This is a genomic window from Undibacterium sp. GrIS 1.8 (assembly GCF_040544445.1).
In the GTDB taxonomy this organism is placed as follows: domain Bacteria; phylum Pseudomonadota; class Gammaproteobacteria; order Burkholderiales; family Burkholderiaceae_D; genus Undibacterium.
This window is the reverse complement of the sequence record NZ_JBEONQ010000119.1, coordinates 1-2,382: the sequence shown is the minus strand read 5'-3', so window position 1 is coordinate 2,382 and position 2,382 is coordinate 1. Positions and strand designations below refer to the sequence as shown.

Sequence of the window (2,382 nt, the reverse complement as noted above, 5' to 3'; positions counted from 1 at the left end):
ACCAGAATACCCAAGAGCCTCGTTACGCAACGAAGAAACAGGCACCGTCATGCTCTCCGTCGTCATCGGCGCTGACGGCAACGTCACCGACGTCAAGATCGACAAATCCAGCGGATTCAGAGGACTCGACAACGCCGTACGTGCCCAATTACTCTCCGGCACCTGCAAAAACAAACCTGGTACCGTGGACGGCAAGCCCCAAACGACCACCACCAAAGTGCAATACGTCTGGAAGCTCGACTAAGACTGCCTAAGACATATTAGAAATAAACACGAGAAATACCAGCAGTACCAAGAAACACACCAAACCCGGGCCAGCCAAGCCACACGCCAAGCCAGCCCGGGTCAGCACTACCGAACAAAGCAACACCAGTAACTCTTACAGTAAGTCTCGCAGTAACTCTAAGTAAGGCCAAGCAAACGCCAGCCAAGCCAGGCAAACGTAAGCCAACCCAAATAACAGCAACAGTAACAACAACAGCATTTGACATGCCAATTTACGAAGGAAGTACGCACATGAAATTCAGTCTGAAAGCCCTCCTGGCCGCCGCGGTGATCACCCTCACCACCAGCGTCGTCACTGCCCAAGCCCAAACACCAGAAGCTAGTGCTCCTGCCGCCTCCGCCAGCGCCGCCGCACCAGCTGCAGCCGCCCCAGCAGAAGCCCCAGCCGCCACTGACCTCACACCAGCCGCAGCCCCAGTAGACAAAGACAAAGTCGTCGACAACCCATACGGCCTCGACGCCCTCTGGAAAGGCGGCGACTTCGTCACCAAAGGCACACTCTTCCTCCTGTTCATCATGTCCATGGGCAGCTGGTACATCCTCATCACCAAAATTATTGACCAATTCAAATTAGGTGGCCAAGCCAAAGAAGCGCAAACCAAGTTCTGGAAAGCCGCCTCCGTCAACGCTGGCGTCACCAGCCTCAAAGAAGGCAGCCCATTCCGCTTCATCGCCGAATCCGCCACCAAAGCCAGTGACCACCACGAAGGTGCTCTGTTAGAACAAATCGACCTCAACTCCTGGATCTCCATGTCCATCCAACGCGCCGTCGACAAAGTACAAAGCCGTCTGCAAGATGGTCTGGCTTTCCTCGCCACCGTTGGTTCCACCGCGCCATTCGTAGGACTGTTCGGTACGGTATGGGGTATTTACCACGCGCTGACCGCCATTGGTGCAGCAGGACAAGCCTCCATTGACAAAGTCGCCGGCCCAGTTGGTGAAGCCTTGATCATGACCGCCATTGGTCTCGCTGTGGCGGTTCCAGCCGTACTCGGTTACAACTTCCTGGTACGTCGTAACAAAACTGCCATGGAAAACATCCGTGCCTTCAGCGCTGATCTGCACTCCGTCGTCTTGTCTGGCGTGATGTCCAAAAAAGCCTAAGTCCTTACTTGGCATAGGCAACAAGGCTGCAAATGACCGCAGCCAAATTATTGCCAAAACGCGTACAACAGTAAGCAACACAAGAAGAGGTGGCAGTGCCACCTCCTCCTGAACGAAACACAAAGTACAGTCTCAGTATCTGTCATCTGAAAGAGAACACACTATGGCAATGGCAATCGGCAACGATGGTGACGGCGAAGACGAAGTCAACAGCACCATCAACACCACCCCATTGGTCGACGTCATGTTGGTCCTGCTGATCATCTTCCTGATCACCATCCCAGTCGTCACCCACACGGTTCCGGTCAAGCTCCCGGCGGAAATTAACCAACCGTACAAAACCAAACCAGAAAACATCACCATCGCGATTAACAAAGACGGTGACATGTTCTGGAACGAAGCCCCGGTCGCAGACACCAATGTTTTATTTGAAAAGCTCAAAGCGGTCACGAACCAGGTACCACAACCGGAACTCCATATCCGTGGTGATCAAAACACCCGCTACGAATTTGTCGGCAAAGTCATCCTCACCGCCCAGCGCGCCGGGATCGCCAAAGTCGCCTTTGTGACAGAACCACCGCCGAAGAACTAAGTAAGAGCGAAGCTAGAACGAAGCAACGACGGCAGTCACCAGCGGTAAGAGTGAAAGAACGAAAGGAATAGTATGGGTATGCAATTAGGCTCAGGGAACTCGAGCGAACCGGAAGTCATGATCGAAATGAACATGACCCCCCTGATCGACGTCATGTTGGTCTTGATTATCATGTTAATTATTACCATCCCAATTCAGAACCACGCGGTCAATCTGAATATGCCGGTGAATTCACAATCCAAACAGACTGAGCCACCAGTGGTGATCTCAATTGACGTCGACTTTGACGGCACGGTACTGTGGGACGGTGTAGCGATTCAGAACAATGCCGAGTTGGAATCCAAACTGACGGCAGTGGCGGCGACGCCGAATCAACCGGAAGTGCACTTACGTCCGAACAA

Annotated in this window: 5 protein-coding genes; 4 read left to right on the top strand and 1 reads right to left on the bottom strand. The window is 53.1% G+C overall.

Going from position 1 to position 2,382, the window contains the following annotated elements; translation table 11 throughout:
- Positions 1-244: energy transducer TonB (locus AAKU64_RS22360; protein WP_354363081.1), on the top strand; the 244-nt coding region annotated here is incomplete at its 5' end.
- A 16-nt stretch (positions 245-260) separates the two neighbouring features.
- On the opposite strand, the gene AAKU64_RS22355 is transcribed toward AAKU64_RS22360, so the two are convergent.
- A complete protein-coding gene (locus AAKU64_RS22355) occupies positions 261-491 on the bottom strand; it encodes a hypothetical protein (RefSeq protein ID WP_354335805.1) in 231 nt (76 codons plus the stop codon).
- Positions 492-516: 25 nt separating this feature from the next.
- On the opposite strand from AAKU64_RS22355, the gene AAKU64_RS22350 reads away from it, so the two are divergent.
- From AAKU64_RS22350 to AAKU64_RS22340, 3 genes are all read left to right on the top strand, one after another.
- A complete protein-coding gene (locus tag AAKU64_RS22350; RefSeq protein WP_354335807.1) occupies positions 517-1,389 on the top strand; it encodes a MotA/TolQ/ExbB proton channel family protein in 873 nt (290 codons plus the stop codon).
- Positions 1,390-1,552: 163 nt separating this feature from the next.
- Positions 1,553-1,981 carry an ExbD/TolR family protein gene (locus AAKU64_RS22345; protein WP_322118046.1) on the top strand — a complete coding sequence of 143 codons (429 nt, stop codon included), beginning with the start codon at positions 1,553-1,555 and terminating at the stop codon, positions 1,979-1,981.
- 126 nt (positions 1,982-2,107) lie between these two features.
- On the top strand, positions 2,108-2,382 hold a 275-nt coding region (locus tag AAKU64_RS22340), incomplete at its 3' end, for an ExbD/TolR family protein (RefSeq protein ID WP_354363080.1).

What these genes read in the sequence shown, in the direction of transcription:
- AAKU64_RS22355 (WP_354335805.1), bottom strand. Translation starts at nt 491, where the DNA reads ATGTCAAATGCTGTTGTTGTTACTGTTGCTGTTATTTGGGTTGGCTTA.
- AAKU64_RS22350 (WP_354335807.1), top strand. Translation starts at nt 517, where the DNA reads ATGAAATTCAGTCTGAAAGCCCTCCTGGCCGCCGCGGTGATCACCCTC.
- AAKU64_RS22345 (WP_322118046.1), top strand. Translation starts at nt 1,553, where the DNA reads ATGGCAATGGCAATCGGCAACGATGGTGACGGCGAAGACGAAGTCAAC.